Below are 23059 nucleotides of genomic sequence, written 5' to 3'. Positions count from 1 at the left end.
GTTGCGTCAGTTTTTGCCTAAGGGCACAGATCTTTCGCAGGTCACACAGACCCAGCTCAACGCTATTGCCAAATTGCTCAACGGACGGCCACGTCAAACACTCGGCTGGGATACGCCTGAAGAGGCAATGGCCAAGGAACTGGAAGCCGAAAAACTAGCTAAACGTTGCACTTGACTCTTGAGACCGCCCTACCTCATCACGGGTGTTGCACTTGATACTAGAGACTAAGCTGTCCTGTATAAGTATGCATACAACACCCCAAATCCGGCCGTGACTGGAACCAATACGACGTGGATGGGCCACGCCGATGATCTGGACGGCCGAATTTCAAACATATGGGCCATGATTTTTCTGGGGAGGAAAATAGGCTGCGATATGTCCGCAGAAACAACGGCGGCTATGACTTTGTTGACTCCTGGAGCTCCTCTTTAATCATGAAGATTGATATCGATTTCAGCATATTCTATTCACCAACTACGGCGTATGGAAGCGTGACCGGTAGCATTGACGTTCAATCATGCCCTAACGTTGGAGACGTCGTTGACCTGCTTAGCGGACGGAATTTTTTCGCCGATCTTCTCGGAAAGCTAAAAGTCATCTCGATGACTCAGGTGGATGAATCGGGTGATTTCATATACGGCCTCGAAGACGTCTTAGTTACGTCACATATGGAGGCGCAAGAATTAGCTGAGAAGCTGGAAGCCGAGCTTGGCTTGTTTTTCGTAGATTACGAACGATAGGGTGAGGAAGCAATTTTAGAGTTACACCGTAGGCTTGTATATCGACGAGTGAACAGTGCGTTGCCGCCTGCTCAATTTATTATGAATGGGTGTCACGTTCAATAGAGACCGTACATAAGAGCGATCGCAGTCCTGGTCAACGTCGCTTCGTCACTCCACAGCGGACGTTCGCCGACCAAAGTCCAATGGCCGAATCTGGCCGTTCTCGGCCATCTATGCCTTAGTATCCGCGTGCGGGATCGACGATGTTGTCTGGCGATTTATCGCCGGAAACGCGAATAATGTTCTCCGCAATCTGTCTTGCCGCAGATGACGGGATGGCCACCGAAGCCAGGTGAGGGGTGATTAAAACGTTAGGCATGCTCCATAGCGGGTCCTCCGCGGGCAAAGGCTCGCGCTCGAATACATCCAGCGTTGCGCCACCGATGTGGCCACTCTGGAGCAGGTCTGTCAGCGCGGCTTGGCTAACTAGGGCGCCCCGGGCAACATTGATGAAGGCTGCCCCGCGGGGCAGCCGCTCCAGTCGCCTGCGATCCAGAATGCCAATTGTCTGAGGCGTTAGCGGAAGCATGACGACGACGATATCCGCCTGTTCGAGAACGGTGTCGAGCGTATCCAACCCCGAAAGGCACTCCACCCCCTCGATTTGTGCGGCGCTACGCGACCAGCCAAGCACCTTGAATCCTTGGCGTTGCAGTTCGTGCGCCGCCTTCGCGCCCAGCTGACCGAGACCCAGAACCGCAACGCGAATGTCTTCCGGCGAACGTGGATGACGGTATGCCCACTCACCCCGTCGTTGTGCTTGCTCGAAATAAGGGATGTCGCGGGCGTGTCGCAGCACAGAGAACAATACGAAACCTGCCATCATGCGAGCCATCTGCGGATCCGCAAGCCGGGTAATCGGGATACCTGGAGGAAGGTCTCGCCGCTGAACCAATGAGTCGACCCCCGCCCCAAGATTGACGATTAGCCGCAGGTTCGTCATCCCCGAGAAGAAATCTTGCGGCGGCTTCCACGCGAGCACATAGTGAATATCGGCGGGGCGCGTGATTTCGCTCGAATGTATAACCTCCAGCTTCGGGAGCTGGGCCTGGAGAGCGCGCTTCCAGGTATCAAAGTCGTCGAATGCGCTGTAGAAGGCCATCGCGCCCGATGGAGTGGCTTCAGATATCGTCATCTTGACAACCGCATTGAGAAAAAGATGGTAAGGATGGAGGCAGACTACAACCTGCCGTCACTCCGCGTCAGCATCTGGGCGATCAGACCGCTGTTCTATCCTGCTGTACCAGCCGCGTGATAGCCTCGATGGCAAATTCGTAGCCGTCGCCTCCCAGCCCGGCTATCACACCATGCGCCACTTTGGAGATGTAGGAGTGATGGCGGAAGGGCTCGCGCTTCCAGATGTTGCTCATATGGGTCTCGATGATTTTTCCCGGAAACGCCAGCAAGGCATCGAGGATCGGAACCGACGAGTAGGTCAGGCCGGCCGCATTGATGACAATACCGTCCGCCACGCCCCGTGCTTCCTGAATCCAATCGACCAATTGTCCCTCGTAGTTGGACTGAAGGAAGCGAAGATCGGCGTTCAGGGACGCGGCCTTTTTTTCGCATCGTGACTGCAAGACTGGAAAACTGTCGCTGCCGTACGTCTTGTTGGCGTCCAGGCCGTAAAGATTGGCGTTTGGGCCGTTCAGAAACCAAATGGAGATTTTTTTGCTCACGTTCTAGCCTCTATATCTTAACCTTCATGGGGGCGTGTGGCCTGCATGGCGGGCAGCTTTTGGAACGCCTCGTCCCAGCGTGCCGCGTTGCCGTATTGGGAGCGCCATTCGATTTCGGGATACCGAAAGTCCAGATAACCCAGCGCGCAGCCAATCGTGATATCGCCGATGGTGGGATCTTCTACTGCTAGCTCCGGCGCAATGGCGTCGATCGAATCGAGGCAGGCGTGCACTTTCTTAAGCAACGCGTCACGCCACGTAGGCCATTGGACCTCCTCGGGACGCGCCGTTCTTTCGTAGCGCGCGAGGAGTGCGGCATCAAGAAGCCCATCGCCCAGCGCTTGGCGGTTCAGTGCAGCCCACCTGGCATGGTTGGCGGGGGGGAAGATGCCAGGCGCGTTTGCTCGGCTCGCCAGATATTCACAAATGACCCGGCTATCGTACAAAGCGTGGCCATCCTCCAGTATCAACGTCGGGACTTTGGCCAGAGGATTGTGGGCCGCGATGCGCGGATCGCGCCGCACCGGATGGGCGGCGCTGTCCAGCAACTCGATGTGCTCGACCTGTCCAGTCAAGTGTGCGCAGACCATGACCTTACGCACGAACGGCGAAGTTGGAGCAAAGAGAAGTTTCAGCATGCTTAGTTGGAAGGCAGGTTCTCGGGGATCAGAACCAGCTTGCCGAAGACCGTGCCGCTTTCCAGCAACTGGTGGGACGCGACGGCCTCCGCAAGCGGGAAGGTGGTATGGATGCGCGGCTTGACCCGTGCGTTGTTCAGCAGCGGGATGACATGGCGACGAAGGCTGTGGGCCATTCTGGTCTTTTCGTAATGACTCTGCGGCCGCATGGTGGACGAGTGCAGGCTGACCTGGCGCTGCATCAGCGTCAGCAACTCCACATTGACCGCTGATCCCTGCATGAAGGACAGGCTGACATGGCGACCGCCGAATGCCGTGACCGAAAGATTGCGGCGGACATACTCGCCGCCGACGATATCGAGTACCACATCGACGCCGCGCGCATCGGTGTACTTCATGCAGGCCTCTGCGAAATCGGTCGTCGGCCAATGGATCGTCGCATCAGCTCCCATGCTACGCAGTTCTGGGAAACGGGTCTCATCGTTATCGGTGACGATAATCGTCGCGCCGGCTGCGTGTGCCAATTGGATGGCAAGGGTGCCGATGCCGCCCGCTGCACCGTGGATGAGAACAGTTTCGCCCATGGTCAGGCGCCCTAACTCGAATAGGTTGTGCCATACGGTGAACAGCCCTTCAGGCAATGCTGCAGCCTCGACGTCGGAAAGAGCGGTTGGCGCAATGAAGGACTGATCTACCGGCGCCGTACACCAAGGTGCGTAGCCACCGCCGGGAACGAGACTCATCAGCCGCTGCCCCATAAGCTGGCGGTCCACCCCAGGACCGCAGGCAACTACTTCGCCGCACACTTCAAGGCCGAGCACGTCAGTGACGCCGGGAGCGGGCTTCGCGATACCTTGGCGCTGCATGATGTCAGGGCGGTTGACGCCGGCGGCACGTACGCGCAGCAGGACTTCGCCAGCTCCGGGTTCGGGTACGGGTCGCTCGGCCAGCGTCAATACGCTGGCGTCACCCGGTTCACGGGCAATAATGGCTTGCATGGAGCTGGGGAGACTGGGCATTTGTAGGTTCTCTCAGGCCGAGTTGTCGTGTGCCTTCTGGGTCGATCTTGCCTTTTTTTGTTACGCGCGCTTCTGCGGGCTAAAAATGCTGACACCCTCATCAGGTATTGCCAGTCCAGCGACCGAGCCGATGGGCCATTGCTGTATGGCTTTCAGGCCGGCACTGCGCACTGTGACGATCTGACGTGCAGTCGTTGGAATGTCGACATCGACGTACGTATTGATGTGGTCGCCTTGATAGACGTGGTGGATAACCGTGCCGCTTAACACCGATCCGGGATGCAGATTCTCAAGCCTGATGTGTTCCGGGCGTACGTACACGTCCAGCCTTTCACCGTCATGCGATGTGTCAGCGAGGCGAGCATGTGGAAAGCTGATCAGCCCAGACCCCAGACGCAGTTGCACATCCGTTGCCGTTTGTCCGTGGAAGTGCCCTGGCAGGATGTTGACGTCCCCCAGGAACGATGCCACAAACGGGTCTTGCGGGTTCTGATATAGCTCGGCCGGCGGCGCGATCTGCTTGATGACGCCGTTCGACATCACGGCGATCCGGTCTGACATGGCCAGCGCCTCGCCCTGGTCGTGCGTCACGAATACGGTGGTCAAGCCCAGGCGGCGCTGGATTTCCCGAATTTCCACCTGCATCGAGCCACGCAGGTTCTTGTCCAGAGCCGAGAAGGGCTCATCGAGCAAAAGCACTTTCGGCTGAATCACGAGCGCTCGTGCAAGTGCCACGCGCTGCTGCTGACCGCCCGAGAGTTCTCGCGGCTTGCGGTGCCCAAGGCCATGGAGCTTCACCAACTCCATCGCTTGATTTACACGCTGTGCGATTTCGTCCTTGCCAACACCTCTCATCCGCAAGCCGTAGCCAATGTTGCGCTCGACAGTCATGTGGGGAAAGAGCGCGTAATTCTGAAAGACGATGCCGATCTGCCGCTTGTGCGGGGGCTCGGACGTCACCGGCAGGCCATTGATGAATATCTCACCGGTATCGGCTTCGGCAAAGCCGGCGATAAGGTTGAGGAGCGTGGTTTTTCCGCAGCCGGATGGACCCAGCAGGGTAAGGAACTCACCGGATTGTATCTTCAGCGAGAGCTCGTGCAGCACGACATGATCGTGATACTTCTTGACCACCCGTTCCAGGCTCACTGCAGTGGGGGGCTGTACAAGGTGTGGCTGTACGTGATGGGACTGCACGACAGGCGCTGCGTTGGCTACGTTCATAGTTGTGCGGAGAGTGAGAAGTATGCCGAGCTCCAAGCGTTGGCCTCATGGCATCGAGGCCGTGCTGGTACTGACATTCAGAATAAGGCAAACCACTTGGATCGAGTCTTTGCAGAAACCGATGATGTCCCTCGGAAAAAACTAAAGGCTTTCGCCGAGCGCGCGGCGCGTGTAGAGAGACATTGTGGTGCATGGCACGGAAGGATGGCTGGGCGCCTTTTGGTCGGATCTTTACTTTTTCCTAAGTCATGAGTCTGAAAAACGTGATTCTCAAATGTCGGTGCCTTTATCAAACTGACTCCATCGATGAGTGATGTCTCAACGGCGCGAGTAACGCCTGACTGTCGATGTGTCCGTGCCGGTGCGACTGACCGGGCGACTATTCTTAGGGAAATCAAATGTCAGTTGAAAAATTCAACACGGTGGTGGTCGGTGCTGGCCAGGCAGGCATCGCGATGAGTGAACATCTAGCGCAGATGGGCGTGCAGCACGTTGTGCTGGAGCGAAGTCGTATCGCAGAGCGCTGGCGCTCGGAGCGCTGGGATTCTCTGGTCGCGAATGGGCCAGCGTGGCATGACCGTTTCCCCGGGATGAAGTTCGAGGGGATTTCCCCAGAAACCTTTCCTTCAAAAGAGCGTATGGCCCAGTATTTCGAGGCTTACGCTGCGATGCTGAAGGCTCCCGTCCGGACGGGGGTAGAAGTCAGGAAGGTGGAACGGCACCAGGGACGGCCCGGCTTCATGATTACGACATCAGACGGCGTATTTGAGGCCCAGAACGTTGTTGCGGCAACCGGCCCGTTTCAGACACCCGCCTATCCGAAAATCGTGCCTGATAGCGAGAAGATCCAGCAACTTCATTCCTCCGGCTACAAGAATCCAGGTCAACTGGCGGAAGGCGGAGTGCTCGTGGTGGGCGCCGGCGCTTCCGGCTCACAGATTGCAGAAGAGTTGCGCCAGGCAGGCAAGACGGTTTATCTCTCAGTCGGCGAGCATTACCGTCCGCCGCGCGCGTACCGGGGCCGTGACTACTGCTGGTGGCTCGGCGCGCTCGGTCTGTGGGATGAAGTGAAAATCCGACCGAAGAAGGCACACGTCGCCTTCGCCGTGAGCGGATATGAGGGGGGGAAGACCGTTGACTTCCGCCGTCTGGCGCATTCGGGCATCAAATTGGTCGGTCTGACCCAATCCTACGAGAATGGGGTTATGAGCTTCGAGCCAGGCCTTCCAGAGAACATCGCCGAGGGCGACCGCGCCTACTTTGACGTGCTACGCGAAGCGGATGCCTATATCGAAGAGAACGGGCTTGCCTTTCCCCCAGAACCCGACGCCTGGGAGTTGCTGTCGGATCCGGATTGCCTCAAGAATCCCATTCTCAGCCTCAATTTGGCTGAAGCTGGCATCACGTCGATCCTCTGGGCCACGGGCTTCAAGTTCAATTTCAACTGGCTCAACGTGAAGAACGCGTTTGACGAAAAGGGTGATCCTTTCCACAAGCGCGGAATCTCCGCGGAAAGTGGTGTCTACTTCCTCGGCCTTCCGAACTTAGTCAATCGAGCGTCCTCGTTTATTTACGGTGTTTGGCACGATGCCAAGTACATCGCTGACCACATCGTCCTCCAGAACGGTTACATGACCTACGAGCGCTCATGACGCTGCCGGTAAGGCAGTATGGTGATTGTCATCCGTAGTGAACTCTTGGACGAGCTGCCTGATCGCGGGCAGCTCTTTTTCTTCTATCGGGGGAATTTCTATGGGCGAGATGACGTGCATTGAAGACCTGCGCATCCTGGCGAAAAAGCGCGTACCGCGTATGTTCTACGACTATGTTGACGGCGGGTCGTGGACCGAATACACGTATCGTGCCAATGAGGCGGACTTTCAACGCATAGAGTTCCGCCAGCGTGTGGCAGTCGACATCACTAGACGCAGCACGGCCAGCACGATGGTGGGCCAGTCGGTCAGTATGCCGGTCGCGATCGCGCCGACCGGATTGACGGGCATGCAGCACGCTGATGGAGAGATATTGGCCGCGCGCGCGGCCAAGCAGCACGGCATCCCATTTACTTTGTCCACGATGAGTATCTGCTCGCTAGAGGCAGTGGCAGAAGCAACGGGCCGCCATCCGTTCTGGTTCCAACTGTACGTGCTGCGCGACAGAGAGTTCGTCGCAAACCTGATTGACCGCGCCAAGACTGCCAACTGCTCAGCGCTCGTGATCACGATGGACCTACAGGTCTTCGGCCAACGGCACAAGGACAAGAAGAACGGCCTGTCCACGCCGCCTAAGCCGACCGTGCGCAACCTTCTGAATATGGCGAGCAAGCCGCGGTGGTGCATGGGCATGCTGGCAACCAAACACCGTCAGTTCGGCAATATCCTCGGACACGCTAAAGGTGTCGACAATATTGGATCGCTGGTGGAGTGGACTCAGGAGCAGTTCGATCCGCGCTTGTCCTGGCAGGATGTCGAATGGATCAAGCAGAGATGGGGAGGGAAGCTGATTGTAAAGGGAATCCAAGATCCCGAGGATGCGCGACTTGCGGTGGAAAGCGGTGCCGATGCCGTCATCGTGTCAAACCACGGCGGCCGACAATTGGACGGCGCGGCGTCATCGATTTCCACGTTACCGCGCATCGTGGATGCCGTTGGGAGTCGGGTGGAAGTCCACATGGATGGCGGTATCCGCTCGGGGCAAGATGTGCTCAAAGCAGTCGCGCTTGGTGCGCGGGGCACGTATATTGGCCGCGCGATGATGTATGGCCTGGGCGCCTTAGGTGAACGGGGTGTCACCACGGCCCTGAACATCATTCACAACGAACTCGATCTCTCCATGGCGTTCTGCGGGAAGACCGATATACAAACGGTGGATCGCAGCATATTGCTGTCGAAGTGACAGACGCTATGCGAGATAGCGTCTTTTCGGTGCAGTTCGGGCGTTGACTAGGTAGCCCGGATTCATTCACAGAGAAAATCGATGAGACCTGCCAGCATGCGGTCGCACGCTTCGATCTGCGCGATATCCACATACTCGTCGGCCTTGTGAGCGACTTCAATGCTTCCTGGTCCGCAGATCAACACGGGCGTTTCGTTCCAGCTTTGCTGGAACAATCCGCCCTCGCTGCCATAGTCGACTTTGGCGCAGGGAGTGCCTGGAGGGAGTAGTGAGGCGAGGAGCTTGACTCCAGATGAATTCTCGGAGGTGTTCAGGCTTGGGTAACTGTTGGTCATCTGGATCTCCGGCAAGGGTGCCTCCGGATTCATCGCCTCATTGTTTACCCGCTCCTCTAGACGCTCCAGTATGCGTTTCAGGATTATTTTGGGGCTATCGTCCGAGACGTTACGAATTTCGAACCTGACTTCACATTCACTAGGCACGATATTCAACGCACGGCCCCCTTGGATTACGCCGGCGTGAACCGTGCTGTAGGGTACGCCATAGCCGTCATCACGTGGACCGGTCTCGGCCAATTCACGCTGAACGTCCCGTAGTGATGCGACCAGATCGCTGGCCATATGAATGGCGTTGAAGAATCTAGGCGCCAAACCTGAGTGGCCCGCCTGGCCGCAGCATATCGCCCGGTAGGCGGCCTTGCCCTTGTGACCGGTGCCGATCCGCATCAGAGTCGGCTCGCCGACGATGCACAGATAGGGTGCTGGTAAGCTGTTCTCCAGACGGCGAAGCAGATGGCGTACACCAACGCAGCCGATTTCCTCATCGAAAGACAGTGCCAACTGCAAGGGACGCTGGAGCGGTCGCCGAGCAGCTGCCACCATGGCTGTGACAGCGCAGGCGACAAAGCCTTTCATATCAGCTGTGCCGCGTCCGTAGATGCGACCGTCGCGGTGGGTTGCCTCAAAAGGGGGCGAAGTCCACGGCTGGCCTTCCACCGGTACGACATCGGTGTGACCTGAGAGCAGAACCCCGGGAACGCCGGCCGGACCGATAGTCGCAAACAAATTGGATCGACTGGGATCTTGCGGATCAGGTGCGAGTGTCGAAGCGATACCGGCGTTCGCTAGGATCTCCTGAACTTTGCGGATCAGCGCGATGTTTGGCGTGAGAGAGACCGAGGGGAAAGCAATGAGTGCCTCCAGTAAGGTGACGCTTGGGGAGGGGGTTCGATGATCCATCTCCGTCCTTTTCGATGGCGTTTTTCCGCCTACGGATTTATCTACGAAGCAGATGCTTCCTGACTTTGATGGGGAGTGTCCGCCATATGGGGGTCGAAGAAGCTGGGGGCGCTCATTCCGGGTATGTACTGATCGGAGATATAGGAGCGACAGCGCTCCATGAAGATTCTTGTCAATCTGGATTGCTTCATCGGCTTGTAAGTTGCCAGCCCGAGAAGCATTGGGCGATGTGTGCCCGCAAGGCGGACACGCGCCGTTCGTTTCCCATCAAGCGACTGATCAGACTTCGGGCGAATGTTGAAAAACGCGTAGCCGATGCCGTTTGCAACCAAGGAACGGACCACGTCAGTGGACTGCGAACGTGCTGCGATGTTCGGTGTCACACCAGCCTTCTCAAACAGCGAGGCGAAGTAGTCGCGGCTCATCGGCATATCGAGCAACACGTAAGGTTCGGGCGCCAGTTCTTCGAAGGAAACGATTTTTTGCTGTGCCAAGGGGTGGACCTCGCTCACCAGGACATACGGAGGCAACGTCGCAAGGCTCTCGAACTGGATGTCATCTTCCAGGCGTAAGTCGTAAGTTATAGCCATGTCGAGCTCTAACGCATGGAGCTTGTTCATCAAGACCTCCTGGTTGCCCTCGACCATCTGCACGTCGACTTTCTTGAAGGCACGTGCAAAGCCAAAGATGATCTCGGGCGCAATCATGGCTGTGAGTGACTGAAAGATGCCCACTCGTAAAGTGCCTTGGATGACATCACTCGAATCCGACGCGATCTCATAGAGTTGGGTCGACCGTCCGAGCATGTCCTCGCAATGTTGCAGGACTAACGTACCAATGGTGGTCAGACCAATTCCTTTGGAGGGATGGCGAACGAAAAGCTGCGCGCCAAGTTCGGCCTCGATATGTGCGATGGCCGCGGAAATCGAGGGCGAGGAGATGTGGATTTTCGCCGACGCAGCGGCGATGCTGCCATGCTTCGCCGTTGCGACGAAATACTCCATCTGACGTAGGGAAATGCGATTGAGCATGTCGAGATTGATAAAGAGGGGGCCGGTCCAGTGTACTGGAACGTATGCCCTTTCGATACCGACATCCAGTCGGCACTTTCCCGCTGTCGTTCAATGCGTCGCTCCTCTCAGCGATCTCCTGGAACCCCAAAACTAGGCGCGGCACTGGGGTCAAGTGCCCGCTTGACATAGTCTTTCTGTTGCGGCGCATACACTTGCCAGACCGCATAGAGTGCTTCGACCGGATCGCTTTCGACCCAGTCAAGGCGCAGATCGACGACAGGCCAGTTCTGCATGTCATACACCAATAAGCCTGCGGAGTGAACTGGGCCTTCTTCGCCGCCAGCGGCCTGGCCGGCAAGCATGGCCTGCATTAGCCGTTCCGCGAGCACTCCCTCGGTTTCCTCGAACGCTGACAGCATGGCTTGCGGCACGTCACGCGTTGCTAGCATGTTGCCTGCGCAAGCGGCATGGGAGCCGACGACGCTTGCCAGGGTGCCCAGCGCCTTGGCGCCCGTGAACACTACTGGTGTGTTATGTGCGTCGATGACCATCAGCTGCCGATAATCGATGTTGGGGCGCTTCTGCAGCTCAGCGAGCACGCGTTCAGGCGTGAGGCCGTTGGATAGCAGGTCCAGGGCGAGGGGGCCAAGGTCTGGGTCAGTAATGTTCTGGCTTGCCGCTGCGCCAACGCCCTTGCGTCCCCGAATGCAACGCGAGGCCACTGCTGGTGACGAGGACGCGACTGCAGCGCCAAACTGCCCGGTGGCGGGGCATCGAGCGATGATGGAGAAGGTCATGGCGATTCAGTCCGGGATAACAGCGGTGGCGTCAATCTCGACCAGCCATTCAGGACGAGCCAGAGCGGATACGACGATGCCGGTCGAAACTGGGAAGACACCCTTCAGCCATTCACCCACGACGCGATACACCGGCTCACGGTAGCGCGGGTCGATGATGTAGATCGTGATCTTGCAGATGTCCTCCAGCTCTCCGCCGGCTTCCTTGAGCAGCATGGAAATGTTGGACATAGCCTGCTCGGCTTGTCCGGCGACGTCGCCAATGCATACGCTCTCTGAGGTGTCGAGATTTTGGCCGATCTGCCCTCGCAAGAACACGGTACTGCCTCGCGCAACGACAGCCTGGCAGAGGTCGTTGTTCAGATTCTGTTCGGGGTAGGTAACTTTCGTGTTGAAGGTGCGGATGCGGGTATGCTTCATGATCGATCTCGGCTTGATTCAATTGGACACGGGACGTTTGGGGCGATGCTGCTCCCCTGAACGCATGGTCGTTCGCGAAGCCCGTCAGCACCATTTTTATTTTCCGGCTGACCGTTTAGGAATTTCCGAATACCACCGACCCGCCGCTGGCCGCTAGTCTGTTCCAGGCGGCGTGGCAACTCTTGCTCCCCCTCGGAAAATGCGAGGCACCCCTACAAAAAAGCCGACTTGGCCGCGCCGTAGGACTTTTACATCATTGGTTCAGAGCTTGGATGACATGGCGTCGCGGTCGATACCGACGTTGTGGCTATTGTGTTGCACCGAACCAGTACGCGCAGCGTTGGCCGTTATGTTGCGTTGCACCAGCGTGGCACATGAAGAGATTCACTTGCGGGATTAAGCCCCGTATTAGGGAATTCCCTCGGGGCCCGTACGACGCCGTGTACACATTGCTAGTCGCGTCGCCAGCGCCAATTCGCAACGCGTGAGGAGTCCGCCGATGCGACCCGAAACTTCCTTAGGTCGGGAAGATGCTTTTTAAAAATCGTATTTGAGGTAATTGCCAGTTTTAACAGATGGATATTCAATAGGAGGTTTAAATGGAGCTTCGAAAAGTTCTGACATGTTTCGCCATCTCCGCAGCGGTCGGTAGTACGGCAGTCCACGCACAAGACGCATTGGTGGTGAGCACTTGGGGGGGGAGTTTCCGTGACCTCATCGATGAGAGCATCGGCAAGGAATTCACGCGGCAAACCGGCGTGCCGGTAAAGTACATCACCGGCGGAACCATTGACCGTCTGAACAAGGCGAAGCTTGCTACCAAGCCAGAGAGCGACGTTACCTTCACGACTTCTCACGTTGGCTGGCTCTACGTCAACGGGAATCTCTTCGAGAAGCTGGATACGAGCAAGATCCCAAACTACAAGCATCTTGTGGATCGCGCGAAAATCAGCCCGTATCACATCGGTAGCTGGGCGTACGTCTATACCATCGGCTATCGTCCAGATTTGGTGCCGCCGAGCATCAAGTTCGATAGCTGGAACGACCTTTGGAATCCGGCTCTGAAAGGAAAGATTGGCGTGCCAGATTTCGATCCGAGCCATGTGGTCGCGGTTTCGGCGATGCTGGCTGGCGGCGACGCGGCCAACTGGGAGAAAGGTCAGGAGAAACTGAAGTCCCTAAGACCCAACTTCAAGGCGTTCTACACCAATGATGCCAATGCGCAGCAATTGATCGCTTCGGGCGAAACGCCAGTGCAGGTCATCTTGTCGATCAACGCGTATCACATGGTTAGCCAGGGCGTGCCTATCAAGTTGGCCACACCAAAGGAAGGCCCTGTGCTCGGCGTGGATACCATGGCCATCACCAAGGGATCTACCAAGGCTGATTTGGCGTACAAGTTCATGAACATCGCCTTGTCTCCAGAAGTTCAATCGAAGATCGTGGCTTTGAAGAAAGCGAGCCCCGTCATTGACGACGCCAAGGTTTCGCCTGAAGACGCAAAGCTGCCCGGAGTGTTCACAACGAAGGAGCAGTGGGACAAGGCCATTGTGGTTGACAACAAGCTGCGCGCAGAGAAGACAGCGGAATGGCGAAAGTGGTTTACCGAAAATGTCATGAACTGACGTCGGTCCGGAGCTTTTGGAGGGGGGAGGCAATGCACCTTCGCCCATCTCCCTTGCTGATTGATCATCTGAAATAAGGCTTCAGAATGCGCCCCCATCCACGAGCCTGGCTTGTTTCACCCGCAGTCCTTGTCGCGCTTTGCATAGCGGTATCGCTGCTTGCGGTACTGCAGTTCAGTTTTCGAGCATACATCCCTGGATCTCTGGATGTCGGAGGGTTCACGTTCGCCAATTTCGGGGACTTGACCAAGTCAATCTATCTCGACGCGTTCACCAACACCTTGCGACTGAGCGCGGAGACGACTGTGTTTTCGCTCCTGGCTGCATACCCGCTGGCTTATGCTCTGGTGCGCGTCAAGAGTCGAGCGCTCAAGTCCTTCATTCTAGTGGTTTCCATCACCCCTCTGTTTTTGGGCGAGATCGTCCGGACCTACTCTTGGATAGCCGTGCTGGGCAGCAATGGCTTTATCAATGGCACGCTGCGAAAGATGGGCCTGATTGACTGGCCGCTGGAACTCATGTTCACTCACTTTGGCGTGTTGGTCGCGCTGGTGCACGTAACGATTCCCGTGGTGGTGCTGATGCTAGCCACGGCGATTTCGCACATCAACCGAGACTACGAAAAGGCGGCCCAGAGTTTGGGCGCCGGTCCGGTCAGAACCTTCCTGACAGTCACGCTTCCGCTCTCCATACCCGGAATTCTCGCTAGCGTCACGACGGCGTTTGCCTGGACTTTTAGCGCCTTTGCGACACCTCAGATGATTGGGGGAGGTCGCGTGCCGACGGTGTCGACGCTCGTGTACCAACTCGGCTTCGCTTCCATGAACTTCCCGCTTGCTGCCAGCCTGAGTGTGATGGGATTGCTGTTGACAGCTGCAGCGCTCTTTTCCCTAGGGTTGTTCACAAAGCGATTGAAGGCTTTTGGAGAACATTAAAATGAGAATCAAGAATGCTCTGCCACTGCCGCTGCGCATCGCGGGACCGCTACTTGTCGTATTTCTTCTTGCCTTCGTACTGCTGCCGGTCGTCGTGGTGACGATCGCCGCATTCAACGAAAAGGCAATCATCACTTTTCCGCCGGAATCCTATTCGCTAGCATGGTTTGCGCGCGTCTTCACCTATCCAGACTTTCGCGATGGGTTTCACGCCAGTCTCGTCGTTACCGGTTGGTCGTCGTTCATCGCGCTCGTAGTCGGCACCTGTCTCTCAATCGCCGTCAAGCGTTTGGAGTTCCGCGGTAAGCACGCGCTGCTGGCGATCCTACATTCACCTCTCGTGGTGCCTCATTTCACGCTAGGGCTTGGCCTGCTTATTCTCGTTTCCCAGGCTTCCATTGACCGCTCGTATGGCACTGTCATCTTGTGTCACGTAATGTTGGTGTTGCCGTTTGTGCTGAAGAGCGTCTATGTGTCGATGGAGAATCTGGATGCCAGGCTGGAGCAGGCTGCATCAAGTCTTGGTGCATCGCCGTTAAAGGTGATGTTCACGATTACGATCCCGTTGCTTGCTCCAGGGCTGTTCGGAGGTTGGTTGTTCGCGGCAATCATGTCATTCAGCGAGTTTACCGCTTCGCTTTTCGTCACCACGCAAGACACGCAGACATTGCCGGTGTCCATGTACAACTATGTCCGGGAGTTCGCAGATCCGACGTTAGCCGCACTGTCGGTCGTCTATATCGTAGTGACAGCAAGTGTGCTTGCCTTTGCGAATTACTTTCTCGGTTTGGGGAAAATCCTCAACATTGAGGAGGGGCACTGACGGGGGCAACTCAATCGCAGCACGTGACCTTCAACGCGGATCAAAGGCTCCGGCTCAGAGTCGTGTTTCCCCGGCGGACTTCCTTCGGCTTCAATGATCTGCGGGGTGGTTACGGTCTCAGAACGACCCAAGGGAGCCATTCAGTTGCGTTGAATCGAATGGCTGCAGCGGGCCACAATCCGGCCAATGATGGACCGGCGCGAAGTGAGCCTCACTCTGGCTTAACCACGCGGGTTTCCAGGCAGTCACACCTCGTCTTGGGGCAAATCCGTAGCATTGGCATCCGCCGCTTCCTTCCGCGTACCCTCCGGCGGCGGCCGCGGCAAGGGGCGGGAAAGCCCCCTCACGAAGCCATACATGTCGAGGGCGCAGAACCCGTTTTGCAAAATCTCGGCCAGCACGAGGGGCGGATGAATGCCGGGCATCGGCGTGTCCGCAGTGAGCTGCGTGGTGACCTCAGTCTGGGGTGTGCCGAGCCAGAGACGGACGTGAAGCGGACAGTCGATGAGAGAACGGCCAGCCGGCAGGAGCAGAGCCCGATTGCCGTGGCGCAAAAGGACGATGTTCATGGTGACAGCAGAAATGGAGTGAGCGTGGGGGATCCCGTGCCGCCCGGTTGCGAAAAGGCCCGCCGGTGACTGGAAGCGGCGGGCGCCCAAACAGCCGAGGCGCTGCTTGTGAAACGCCTCGGAAATGATCTTAGTACAGCCGCTCCCACTTTTGGAGGGGGCAAAACGCGTGTGCGATTTCCTATTCTGTCGCTCTCGAAGGAGCGCGCCTTCGCCGTGAGCTATTCACCTGACGCCTTGCGGCGTCAGGTGTTCTTTTTGGGAGGCGTACCCCGCCGCGAGGCGGCAACCCCTGCCCCGCCAGAATCAGACAAACACTGACAGGAGGGCATACCGGCGCGCGTAGCATGAATCTCACTACACGGGTGTCTTGATGCCTGCCACGCCGGCACGCTCACCCCTGGTGGCATACCGGGGCAAAAGTTGAACGATTCAACGGGCCGCATCAGCCGACCCTATCGCGGACTCGTGCTGCAACTCTTCGTTTTTCAGGTCATCCGGCCGGCCGGCAGCCGGGAGTGGGACTACGAGGTGACGGTCGAGAATGACCGCCGGGTGCGGTTGTGCGGGCCTTATTTTTCCTTGTCGGGCTACGGTACCCAGCGCGCGGCCGAGGACGCGTCAGTGCGCCGTGCGCGGATCGCGGCGGACGGCTGGCTCGGGGACATCTGACGTGCCCCACGTGGTCTGAAGCCTCTGTCGCCGACGGTCGCTGACCGACCCTTTCCGGTCATCGGCGAAGTAACGCCCAATGGCGGCCACGAGCGTTGAGCGGTCATCCGATGGCGAAGCGTAGCTGCCGGCGTCGCAAGGCAGGCTGTTGCATTGTCCAGAATCACCTTACTTGCGACTTCCCCTGGCTTGTGGCGCCTAGCGCCTGAGATGCCAGGCGAACCAGCATATTGCGCAGAATGTCAGCGCCAGGGTGACCAAGAGCGTCGTTACGACGTCGGACGGAAGATTTAGTGGTCGCATCAGTCATCCGCTCGGGCTTATTTCGAAGAAATCCGATGCATCGGGTCGCACGACAAATGCATGCCACCAACAGCGACGGCATGCAATTGCGTGCGCTTACCGTCGCTTCATGTCAACGACGGCCGGTTCGCCGTCGACCTTGTCGAACGTAACGGAAACCGCGTCGCCCTCCTTGAAGTTCTTTAGCGAAGCGCGGTCCTTGACAGGAAACGCCATCACCATGGCGGGCATGCCGAGGTTGTCAATCGGGCCGTGCTTGAGCGTTACCTTGCCGGTTTGGGCATCGATCTTCTTGACTTCCGCTGCGACGGGCTGCGGAGCTTTCGGCGATGCGGCAGACGGCTTCATGTCCATGCCGTCCATCGATCCAGCCGCGAATGCCGCCGAGGCGGCCGTAAGGGAGAGAAGGAATGCGAGAGTGTTGACGTGTTTCATTGCGTTTCCTCTTGAAGCGAGGGGTGGGTGGAAAGGGGGACAGATTTTGTCTGGCGTTTGCGTATCAGCAGGTACACCGCCGGGACAACAAACAGGGAAAGCAAGGGCGCGGTCACCATGCCACCGACCATCGGAGCGGCAATGCGCTGCATGACCTCCGAGCCCGTGCCATGCGACCACATGATAGGAATCAGGCCAGCGAGAATGACCGCGACTGTCATAGCTTTGGGACGGACACGCTGCACCGCGCCTTCCTGGATGGCTTCCAGCAGCGCGGATAGGCTTGCTTCGCCTCCCTGTTCTCGCTCGCTCCAGGCGTGCTTGAGGTAGAGCAGCATGATCACGCCGAACTCGGCCGCCACGCCGGCCAATGCGATGAAGCCGACCACGCCGGCCACCGACAAGTCGTAGCCGAGCGCATAGAGCAGCCAGAATCCACCGATGAGCGCCAGCGGCAGCGTGCCCATGATCAGCAGTGCTTCGTCAAGGCGGCCGAACACCAGATAAAGCAAGACGAAGATGATCAGTAGTGTGAACGGCACCACCACCTTCAGCTTTGCGGTGGCCCGCTCCAGGTACTCGAACTGCCCCGACCAACTGAGGGAATATCCCGCTGGCATCGGCACCGTCTTGGCTACCACTGCCTGCATGTCATGGACCGCTGAGCGCAGATCACGTCCGCGAATGTCCACGTAGATCCAGCCGGACAGGCGGGCGTTTTCGCTGCGCAGCATCGGTGGGCCTTGCACCACCTCAAGGCGTGCCACGTCGGATAGGATGATCTGCTGGCCTCGATCCGTGACGATGGGCAAGGCGCGTAATTGCTCCACCGAATCGCGGTAGTCGCGTGGATAGCGGACATTGATGGGAAAGCGCGCCAATCCGTCGACCACTTCCCCCACGTTGTCGCCACCGACGGCAGAGGACACAATGCTCTGGACGTTCACGATGTTCAAGCCATAGCGGCCCGCCGCCATCCGGTCGATATTGACGTCGATGTAGCGTCCACCAGACAGACGCTCCGCCAGCGCGGAAGTGACGCCCGGGACCGTTTTCACGGCTTCCTCGATGCGCGTGGCAAGCCGATCGATTTCCTTCAGGTCCGTGCCCGCCACCTTGATGCCCACCGGGCTCTTGATACCGGTGGCGAGCATGTCGATCCGGTTGCGGATCGGTGGTACCCAGATGTTCGACAGGCCCGGCACCTTCACCACGCGATCGAGTTCTTCGACCAGCTTGTCCGGCGTCATGCCGGCGCGCCATTGATCGCGCGGCTTGAACTGGATCGTGGTTTCGAACATCTCCAGCGGCGCCGGGTCGGTCGCCGAGTCCGCGCGGCCCGCCTTGCCGAACACGGTGGCAACCTCTGGCACAGTCTTGATCAGCCTGTCCGTCTGCTGGAGCAATTGCGCGGCCTTACCTGCGGAAAGGCCGGGCAGCGCAGAGGGCATGTAGAGCAGGTCACCCTCATCAAGGGGCGGCATGAACTCGCCGCCAACCCGCGCAATCGGCCAGACGGTCGCGGCCAGCAGAACTGCTGCAATGGCCACCGTGGTCTTCGGATAGGTCAGCACCTTGGCCAACATCGGCTGGTAAGCACGGATCAGCCATCGGTTGAGCGGATTGGACTGTTCGCTGGGAATCCTGCCCCGGATCATATATCCCATCAAGACTGGCACCAGGGTCACCGACAACCCAGCGGCTGCGGCCATCGAGTAAGTCTTGGTGAAGGCCAGTGGTGAAAACAGCCGTCCCTCCTGCGCTTCCAGCGTGAACACTGGCACAAAGGAGAGTGTGATGATCAGCAGCGAGAAGAACAGTGCAGGGCCCACCTCCGCCGCCGATTCGCCGATCACACGCCAGCGCTCCTCCCCGGAGAGTTCCCTCCCGGGATTGTCCGCATTCCAGTGCTCGAGATGCTTGTGCGCATTCTCGATCATGACGACCGCAGCATCGACCATGGCGCCGATGGCAATGGCGATGCCACCCAGCGACATGATGTTTGCATTGACGCCTTGGTAGCGCATGACGAGGAAGGCGGCTAGTACCCCCAACGGCAGCGAAACAATGGCCACCAAGGCCGAACGCAGGTGGAACAGGAAGATCAGACAGACCAGAGCGACAACGATGAACTCTTCGATCAGCTTGTGCGTCAGATTGTCCACCGCGCGGTTAATCAGAGACGAGCGGTCGTACGTGGTGACGATCTCGACGCCTGCCGGCAGGCTCTTCTGTAGCACGGCGAGCTTGGCCTTGACCGCATCGATGGTTTCCAGCGCGTTCTTGCCGGAGCGCATCACGATGACACCGCCGGCGACCTCGCCCTGGCCATTGAGTTCGGCGATACCGCGCCGCAACTCGGGACCGAACTGGACCGTGGCCACATCGCCGAGCCGTACAGGAATGCCTGCTTCGCTGGTCACTAGCGGAATCTGCCGGAAATCATCGAGCGTCTTCAGGTACCCCGAGGCTCTCACCGCGTACTCGGCCTCACCAAGTTCCAGTACTGAGCCTCCGGCCTCCTGGTTCGCACCCTTCAAAGCCTCTAGGATCTTGGACTGGGGGATGTTGTAGGCGCGCAGCTTGTCCGGCTGCAATACGACTTGATATTGCTTCACCATCCCGCCAATGGGAGCGACCTCAGCGACATTGGGCAGTGACTTCAACTCAAAACGCAGGAACCAGTCCTGTAGCGCGCGTAGTTGTGAGAGGTCGTGCCGACCGGTCTTGTCCACCAGCGCGTACTCGTAGATCCAGCCGACGCCGGTGGCATCCGGCCCCAGTGCCGGCTTGGCGGCTGCCGGCAGGCGTGACTGCACCTGATTCAGGTACTCCAGTACGCGCGAGCGCGCCCAATACGGGTCGGTGCCGTCCTCGAACAGGACGTAGACGAACGAATCCCCGAAAAAAGAGTATCCGCGTACGGTCTTGGCCCCCGGCACAGACAACATGGTCGTGGTCAGCGGATAGGTGACCTGGTTTTCGACCAGTTGCGGTGCCTGCCCCGGAAATGGAGTGCGGATGATCACCTGCACATCGGATAGGTCTGGCAACGCGTCGAGGGGCGTACTGCGCACCGCCCACAGCCCCCACGCCGTGAGCATGACCGTGGCCAGGAGCACCAGGAAGCGATTGCGTATCGACGCCAGGATGATGCGCGCGATCATGGCTTGGCTCCTTCAGCACCGGTGGGCTGTACCGACGATAGCGTGGCGGCACCGTCTTGGTCCAGGCTGAAACGGAACCGGATGCGGTCGCCAGGTTTCAACCCCTTGAGCATTGCAGGATCATGCGCGGCGAAATCCATCGTCATAGCGCCCCACTGTGCCGAAGGAATCGGTCCATGCGAAATTGTCAGGCCCGCAGCATTCACAGCTTCGATGCGACCGATCCCCTCATGCTCCAGCACAGTCGCGGCGAGCGCGGATGCTCCGGCCGGCGATGCCAGCCGCTCCGACGTGCCGCGCAGGCTTGCTTCGGAATCGATCAGAAACTGGCCCGACGTCACAACCTTTTGCCCGGCATTCAGTCCGGAGACGACCTCGGTCATGCCGTCGGATTCATGGCCTGTGCGGACTTCCGTGGCCACATAACCCTTCGGCCCCGCATCGACAATCACGACGTTGCGCTGGCCCGTACGAATCACGGCCTCGGATGGAATCTGCAGGACGTCCGGGCGATCGCCGCTGTCGAACCGCACGTTGGCAAACATGCCGGGCACCAGCCGGTGTTGCTTGTTGGGTAAGACGATGCGTACCTTGAGGGTGCGCGTGGCGGGATTGACGTCGGGAAGGATCGCATCGACCTTGCCGTTCACGGGTTCCGGGACGGCGGTGGCCGATACCTTGACGGATTGTCCGGGGGCGATACCACGCGCCTGTGCTTCCGGCACTTCGGCAATCACCCAGACCTGACCAAGATCCGCCAGCCGGAAAAGTGTCATGCCCGGGGTGACTGTCATGCCTTCGCGCACTGCGATCTCAGTGACAACGCCGTCCAGCGGGCTGGCGATGCCTTGCCCTGTCTGCAGCTTGTCCGAGCGGGCGACAGCATCGGCTTGCCCCGGCGTCATGCCGGCTTGCCGCATGCGCGCTTTTGCCGCATCTGCCAGGTCGCCCTGTAACCCTTGAGGCATTCGGGCGACCGCCAGGTACTCCTCCTGCGCCGCCACCCAGTCGGGTGCATAGAGAGTGACCAGTGTCTGACCCTTTCGGACTGAATCGAGCGTGGCTCGCACTCCCACGCGCTGCACGAAGCCAGTGGTGCGCGCCTGGATCACTTGGATGCTGCGCTCATCGATGGCAACATTGCCGGGTGCCTCGAGCATGACACCCATGCGAGCGGCCTTTACCTCAGCGGTGCGGATGCCCAGGTTTTGCGTCACGCGACTGTCGATGGAGATCCCACTGCCGCCAGAACCGTCCCCGTCGGCATAAACTGGTACCAATTGCATGTCCATGAAGGGCGATTTTCCTGGCTTGTCAAAGCGCTGGCCCGGCACCATCGGGTCGTGCCAATAGAGAACTTTCTTGCCCGTTTGCGGATCGCCGTCACTAGCTTTCGCTGCCGCGCTCGTCGCCGGTTCGCCGGGCATCGTGGACGTGCCCTGCGAAACGCCGAAGCGATAGCCGGCATATCCGGCCGCACCGATCAATGCCAGGCACGAAGCGGCAAGTTTCAGTCGCGGGTTCATTTGAAATCCTTGGTGGCAGGTTCGGTTTGTGCGGTGGGCAGTGGCGTCAAGAACGTCAGTTCGGCCCAGAGCCTCGTCGTGCGTTGCTCCAGGGTTAGCCGTTCCAGTGCGGTATCGATGGCGCGGTGATTCGCTTCCGCCACTGCCAGCAGCGAACCCGTGTTGGCGCGATAGGCTGTCAGGGCAGCTTCCGCCTGCGCGTTGGCCAGCGGCAGCGTAGCGTCGTCATAGCGCTTGAGGCGTTCAAGGTTGCGGCGCAGTTCTGCGACGCGCGCGCCAACGACTGCGTCTGTATTACGCTGGATAATCTCCGCTTTTGCGCGTGCCTCGGTGGCCTGCGCGAGTCGCGCGGACACTTCACGATCTTGACGGTTTGCTCGATCCCACGGTAGCGGGAAGCTCACGTTGATCGAGGCCAGGTTGGAGTAGGCCGCGCCGCGCTGGCTGTACATCAACTCGACGCTGATATCGGGCTTGCGCGCCTCAGTCGCCAAGCGCACCTCGCTCTCTGCAAGTGTCACGTCGCGCTGCGCTGCGGCAATTTCCGGCACGCTGTCATAGCGCGCACGGCCTAGTTGCTCGACACGGTCCGGGACGACAAGGGCCGGGGGTTCGCCGAGCGGGCGTGTGGCATCTGTGCCGATCCAGCGAGATAGATTGACGGTGGCAGAATCGAGTACCGCTTGGTTTTCGCTTTCGCGGTCCTGCAGCTTTTGCACTTCCAGTTGTGCGGACAATACGTCGGCGCGCGTGCCGCGACCACTGCGATAGGCAGCATTGGCGGCTTCCAGCGCCAGGTTCAATGGATGAGAGTGGTGGCCAAGCAGTGCTGCCGCCTGCTCGGCGTACCAGCGATCGATCCAAGCGGCGACAGTGCTGCGCTGAACATTGGTCACACCTACGATGCGCCGCGCATCAGCGGAATCGGCCTCGGCCTCGAACCGTGCAGTACGTGCCCGTCGCTTGTCGGCACGCGTAAATTCCTGCAGTACGCTGATCGACCGCGTGGTCATGGAATCTCGACTCAGCGAGCCTCTGTCCGAACCGCTGATGGGGACATCGTTCAGCCCGACTTTCAGAATGGGATCGGGTAATTGGCCGGCGGCGACAGCCTGCTGCACGGCCGCTTCGATGGCGCCGTGCGAGTTCTCGGCATCTTGCGCACGCGCCGTGGCCAGCGCGGCCGCTTCTTCAATGGATAAGGTGGGTGTGGCAGGCGGCGGCGCGGCAAGCGCTACCGACATGCCGAGGGCAGAAGCACATAGGAGCGCCAGCCTCAGGCAACGAGGGAATAACAT

At 58.8% G+C, this 23059-nt stretch carries 21 protein-coding genes and 1 pseudogene; 8 read left to right on the top strand and 14 right to left on the bottom strand.

Features of this window, described 5'->3' with window-relative positions; genetic code table 11:
* Both MFF62_RS27495 and MFF62_RS27490 read left to right on the top strand, forming a co-directional pair.
* Positions 1 to 175 (top strand): annotated as a pseudogene (locus MFF62_RS27495) (IS30 family transposase); the annotation flags it as partial.
* A 260-nt stretch (positions 176 to 435) separates the two neighbouring features.
* Positions 436 to 741 carry a hypothetical protein gene (locus MFF62_RS27490; RefSeq protein ID WP_238266448.1) on the top strand — a complete coding sequence of 102 codons (306 nt, stop codon included), beginning with the start codon at positions 436 to 438 and terminating at the stop codon, positions 739 to 741.
* A 220-nt stretch (positions 742 to 961) separates the two neighbouring features.
* On the opposite strand, the gene MFF62_RS27485 is transcribed toward MFF62_RS27490, so the two are convergent.
* From MFF62_RS27485 to MFF62_RS27465, 5 genes are all read right to left on the bottom strand, one after another.
* Positions 962 to 1918 (bottom strand): 2-hydroxyacid dehydrogenase, encoded by a 957-nt coding sequence (locus tag MFF62_RS27485; protein ID WP_238266447.1) that lies wholly within the window; start codon positions 1916 to 1918, stop codon positions 962 to 964.
* Positions 1919 to 2000: 82 nt separating this feature from the next.
* Positions 2001 to 2462 (bottom strand): type II 3-dehydroquinate dehydratase, encoded by a 462-nt coding sequence (locus MFF62_RS27480; RefSeq protein ID WP_238266446.1) that lies wholly within the window; start codon positions 2460 to 2462, stop codon positions 2001 to 2003.
* 17 nt (positions 2463 to 2479) lie between these two features.
* Positions 2480 to 3100 (bottom strand): glutathione S-transferase, encoded by a 621-nt coding sequence (locus MFF62_RS27475; RefSeq protein ID WP_238266445.1) that lies wholly within the window; start codon positions 3098 to 3100, stop codon positions 2480 to 2482.
* Positions 3101 to 3102: 2 nt separating this feature from the next.
* On the bottom strand, positions 3103 to 4098 hold the full coding sequence (locus MFF62_RS27470) for an NAD(P)H-quinone oxidoreductase (RefSeq protein WP_238266444.1): 996 nt from the start codon (positions 4096 to 4098) through the stop codon (positions 3103 to 3105).
* An 81-nt stretch (positions 4099 to 4179) separates the two neighbouring features.
* A complete protein-coding gene (locus MFF62_RS27465) occupies positions 4180 to 5343 on the bottom strand; it encodes an ABC transporter ATP-binding protein (protein WP_238266443.1) in 1164 nt (387 codons plus the stop codon).
* A gap of 398 nt (positions 5344 to 5741) precedes the next feature.
* Here MFF62_RS27465 and MFF62_RS27460 point away from each other — a divergent pair, with 398 nt between their 5' ends.
* Positions 5742 to 6995: a flavin-containing monooxygenase gene (locus MFF62_RS27460; RefSeq protein WP_238266442.1), complete on the top strand. Its 1254-nt coding sequence runs from the start codon at positions 5742 to 5744 to the stop codon at positions 6993 to 6995.
* Positions 6996 to 7095: 100 nt separating this feature from the next.
* Positions 7096 to 8238: an alpha-hydroxy acid oxidase gene (locus tag MFF62_RS27455; protein WP_238266441.1), complete on the top strand. Its 1143-nt coding sequence runs from the start codon at positions 7096 to 7098 to the stop codon at positions 8236 to 8238.
* A 62-nt stretch (positions 8239 to 8300) separates the two neighbouring features.
* Here the strand turns inward: MFF62_RS27455 and argE are convergent, their stop codons facing one another.
* From argE to MFF62_RS27435, 4 genes are all read right to left on the bottom strand, one after another.
* Positions 8301 to 9476 (bottom strand): acetylornithine deacetylase, encoded by a 1176-nt coding sequence (gene argE / locus MFF62_RS27450; RefSeq protein WP_238266439.1) that lies wholly within the window; start codon positions 9474 to 9476, stop codon positions 8301 to 8303.
* A 41-nt stretch (positions 9477 to 9517) separates the two neighbouring features.
* Positions 9518 to 10507, bottom strand: a complete 990-nt coding sequence (locus MFF62_RS27445) for a LysR family transcriptional regulator (protein WP_238266437.1) — start codon at positions 10505 to 10507, stop codon at positions 9518 to 9520.
* Positions 10508 to 10614: 107 nt separating this feature from the next.
* On the bottom strand, positions 10615 to 11286 hold the full coding sequence (locus tag MFF62_RS27440) for a DUF1028 domain-containing protein (RefSeq protein ID WP_238266435.1): 672 nt from the start codon (positions 11284 to 11286) through the stop codon (positions 10615 to 10617).
* Between the two features lie 6 nt (positions 11287 to 11292).
* Positions 11293 to 11706, bottom strand: a complete 414-nt coding sequence (locus tag MFF62_RS27435; protein ID WP_238266433.1) for a RidA family protein — start codon at positions 11704 to 11706, stop codon at positions 11293 to 11295.
* 599 nt (positions 11707 to 12305) lie between these two features.
* On the opposite strand from MFF62_RS27435, the gene MFF62_RS27430 reads away from it, so the two are divergent.
* The 3 genes from MFF62_RS27430 to MFF62_RS27420 all read left to right on the top strand — a co-directional run bounded on the left by MFF62_RS27430 (position 12306) and on the right by MFF62_RS27420 (position 15089).
* Complete coding sequence (locus MFF62_RS27430) at positions 12306 to 13331, top strand: ABC transporter substrate-binding protein (RefSeq protein ID WP_238266432.1); 1026 nt, start codon at positions 12306 to 12308, stop codon at positions 13329 to 13331.
* 86 nt (positions 13332 to 13417) lie between these two features.
* Entirely contained in the window at positions 13418 to 14266 is an 849-nt protein-coding gene (locus MFF62_RS27425) for an ABC transporter permease (RefSeq protein ID WP_309295921.1), read from the top strand.
* A gap of 1 nt (position 14267) precedes the next feature.
* Positions 14268 to 15089 (top strand): ABC transporter permease, encoded by an 822-nt coding sequence (locus tag MFF62_RS27420; protein WP_238266428.1) that lies wholly within the window; start codon positions 14268 to 14270, stop codon positions 15087 to 15089.
* 245 nt (positions 15090 to 15334) lie between these two features.
* Here the strand turns inward: MFF62_RS27420 and MFF62_RS27415 are convergent, their stop codons facing one another.
* Entirely contained in the window at positions 15335 to 15658 is a 324-nt protein-coding gene (locus MFF62_RS27415) for a hypothetical protein (protein WP_238266427.1), read from the bottom strand.
* A 423-nt stretch (positions 15659 to 16081) separates the two neighbouring features.
* Between MFF62_RS27415 and MFF62_RS27410 the strand changes: the two genes are divergently transcribed.
* Positions 16082 to 16330, top strand: a complete 249-nt coding sequence (locus tag MFF62_RS27410; RefSeq protein WP_238266426.1) for a hypothetical protein — start codon at positions 16082 to 16084, stop codon at positions 16328 to 16330.
* A gap of 399 nt (positions 16331 to 16729) precedes the next feature.
* Here the strand turns inward: MFF62_RS27410 and MFF62_RS27405 are convergent, their stop codons facing one another.
* From MFF62_RS27405 to MFF62_RS27390, 4 genes are read right to left on the bottom strand one after another with little or no spacing between them, the layout of a single operon-like run.
* Entirely contained in the window at positions 16730 to 17068 is a 339-nt protein-coding gene (locus tag MFF62_RS27405) for a copper-binding protein (RefSeq protein WP_238266425.1), read from the bottom strand.
* Positions 17065 to 20235, bottom strand: coding sequence for an efflux RND transporter permease subunit (locus MFF62_RS27400; protein ID WP_238266421.1), 3171 nt, complete (start codon positions 20233 to 20235; stop codon positions 17065 to 17067). Before MFF62_RS27400 ends, MFF62_RS27405 begins: the two co-directional genes overlap by 4 nt.
* Positions 20232 to 21761, bottom strand: a complete 1530-nt coding sequence (locus tag MFF62_RS27395) for an efflux RND transporter periplasmic adaptor subunit (RefSeq protein WP_238266419.1) — start codon at positions 21759 to 21761, stop codon at positions 20232 to 20234. The genes MFF62_RS27400 and MFF62_RS27395 overlap by 4 nt, the downstream gene beginning before the upstream one ends.
* Positions 21758 to 23059: a TolC family protein gene (locus MFF62_RS27390; RefSeq protein WP_238266418.1), complete on the bottom strand. Its 1302-nt coding sequence runs from the start codon at positions 23057 to 23059 to the stop codon at positions 21758 to 21760. Before MFF62_RS27390 ends, MFF62_RS27395 begins: the two co-directional genes overlap by 4 nt.

Source organism: Cupriavidus pauculus, from assembly GCF_022179805.1.
Classification (GTDB): Bacteria; Pseudomonadota; Gammaproteobacteria; order Burkholderiales; family Burkholderiaceae; genus Cupriavidus; species Cupriavidus pauculus_E.
The sequence above is the reverse complement of the archived record's forward strand: the minus strand, read 5'-3'. Positions and strand labels throughout refer to the sequence as shown.

Bases quoted from the DNA above. Each gene is read 5' to 3' on its own strand.
- MFF62_RS27490 (WP_238266448.1), top strand. From the start codon at position 436: ATGAAGATTGATATCGATTTCAGCATATTCTATTCACCAACTACGGCG.
- MFF62_RS27485 (WP_238266447.1), bottom strand. From the start codon at position 1,918: ATGACGATATCTGAAGCCACTCCATCGGGCGCGATGGCCTTCTACAGC.
- MFF62_RS27475 (WP_238266445.1), bottom strand. From the start codon at position 3,100: ATGCTGAAACTTCTCTTTGCTCCAACTTCGCCGTTCGTGCGTAAGGTC.
- MFF62_RS27470 (WP_238266444.1), bottom strand. From the start codon at position 4,098: ATGCAAGCCATTATTGCCCGTGAACCGGGTGACGCCAGCGTATTGACG.
- MFF62_RS27465 (WP_238266443.1), bottom strand. From the start codon at position 5,343: ATGAACGTAGCCAACGCAGCGCCTGTCGTGCAGTCCCATCACGTACAG.
- MFF62_RS27460 (WP_238266442.1), top strand. From the start codon at position 5,742: ATGTCAGTTGAAAAATTCAACACGGTGGTGGTCGGTGCTGGCCAGGCA.
- MFF62_RS27455 (WP_238266441.1), top strand. From the start codon at position 7,096: ATGGGCGAGATGACGTGCATTGAAGACCTGCGCATCCTGGCGAAAAAG.
- argE (WP_238266439.1), bottom strand. From the start codon at position 9,476: ATGGATCATCGAACCCCCTCCCCAAGCGTCACCTTACTGGAGGCACTC.
- MFF62_RS27445 (WP_238266437.1), bottom strand. From the start codon at position 10,507: ATGCTCAATCGCATTTCCCTACGTCAGATGGAGTATTTCGTCGCAACG.
- MFF62_RS27440 (WP_238266435.1), bottom strand. From the start codon at position 11,286: ATGACCTTCTCCATCATCGCTCGATGCCCCGCCACCGGGCAGTTTGGC.
- MFF62_RS27435 (WP_238266433.1), bottom strand. From the start codon at position 11,706: ATGAAGCATACCCGCATCCGCACCTTCAACACGAAAGTTACCTACCCC.
- MFF62_RS27430 (WP_238266432.1), top strand. From the start codon at position 12,306: ATGGAGCTTCGAAAAGTTCTGACATGTTTCGCCATCTCCGCAGCGGTC.
- MFF62_RS27425 (WP_309295921.1), top strand. From the start codon at position 13,418: ATGCGCCCCCATCCACGAGCCTGGCTTGTTTCACCCGCAGTCCTTGTC.
- MFF62_RS27420 (WP_238266428.1), top strand. From the start codon at position 14,268: ATGAGAATCAAGAATGCTCTGCCACTGCCGCTGCGCATCGCGGGACCG.
- MFF62_RS27415 (WP_238266427.1), bottom strand. From the start codon at position 15,658: ATGAACATCGTCCTTTTGCGCCACGGCAATCGGGCTCTGCTCCTGCCG.
- MFF62_RS27405 (WP_238266425.1), bottom strand. From the start codon at position 17,068: ATGAAACACGTCAACACTCTCGCATTCCTTCTCTCCCTTACGGCCGCC.
- MFF62_RS27400 (WP_238266421.1), bottom strand. From the start codon at position 20,235: ATGATCGCGCGCATCATCCTGGCGTCGATACGCAATCGCTTCCTGGTG.
- MFF62_RS27395 (WP_238266419.1), bottom strand. From the start codon at position 21,761: ATGAACCCGCGACTGAAACTTGCCGCTTCGTGCCTGGCATTGATCGGT.
- MFF62_RS27390 (WP_238266418.1), bottom strand. From the start codon at position 23,059: ATGTTATTCCCTCGTTGCCTGAGGCTGGCGCTCCTATGTGCTTCTGCC.